The organism is Bacillus sp. LR--39 (assembly GCF_053613335.1).
Window position 1 is genome coordinate 1 of record NZ_JBSIOT010000854.1, and the last position, 716, is coordinate 716.

2 protein-coding genes are annotated in these 716 nt (G+C 43.0%); both read left to right on the forward strand.

The window, feature by feature from the left end:
• Positions 1-86 precede the first annotated feature (86 nt).
• Positions 87-638 carry a cysteine hydrolase family protein gene (locus tag ACWHAR_RS27000; RefSeq protein WP_452088422.1) on the forward strand — a complete coding sequence of 184 codons (552 nt, stop codon included), beginning with the start codon at positions 87-89 and terminating at the stop codon, positions 636-638.
• Positions 639-653: 15 nt separating this feature from the next.
• The coding region (locus ACWHAR_RS27005; RefSeq protein ID WP_452088423.1) for a hypothetical protein at positions 654-716 on the forward strand (63 nt) is incomplete at its 3' end.

Here is a 716-nt window from a genome sequence, read left to right on the forward strand (position 1 = left end):
GACCGTTTGTCTTTTTGTTCATGGCAATTCACTTACAACTGGAGATAAGATATAATGTTCTCATACTGATGGCGGGGAGGCCGGCTATGAAAAAAGCACTTATTTGTATTGATTATACGAATGATTTTGTGGCGAGTGACGGAAAATTGACCTGCGGGGAGCCCGGCAGAATGATTGAAGAGGCGATCGACAATTTAACCGAAGAATTCATCACAAACGGTGATTACGTCGTATTAGCAGTAGATTCTCATGCTGAAGGGGATCAATATCACCCCGAAACCCGTCTTTTTCCTCCGCATAATATAAAAGGCACGGAAGGAAAAGATCTGTACGGAAAGCTTTTGCCTCTATATCAGAAACATGAACATGAACCTAATGTTTACTACATGGAAAAAACGAGATATTCTGCTTTTGCGGGAACTGATTTAGAGCTCAAACTCAGAGAACGGCAGATTGGCGAACTGCATCTTGCCGGTGTCTGCACAGATATTTGTGTGTTGCATACAGCTGTTGACGCATACAACAAAGGTTTTCGGATTGTTGTGCATAAACAAGCTGTTGCCAGCTTTAATCAGGAGGGGCACGCATGGGCTCTTTCCCATTTTGCAAACAGCATCGGAGCGCAAGTGGCAGAGTAAGGAAGGGGAAAAACAGTGTTAGAGTACGGATTTAAAGATGACAGCCTGTCATTACATACAGACCTTTATCAGATCAAT

Bases quoted from the DNA above. Each gene is read 5' to 3' on its own strand.
- ACWHAR_RS27000 (WP_452088422.1), top strand. From the start codon at position 87: ATGAAAAAAGCACTTATTTGTATTGATTATACGAATGATTTTGTGGCG.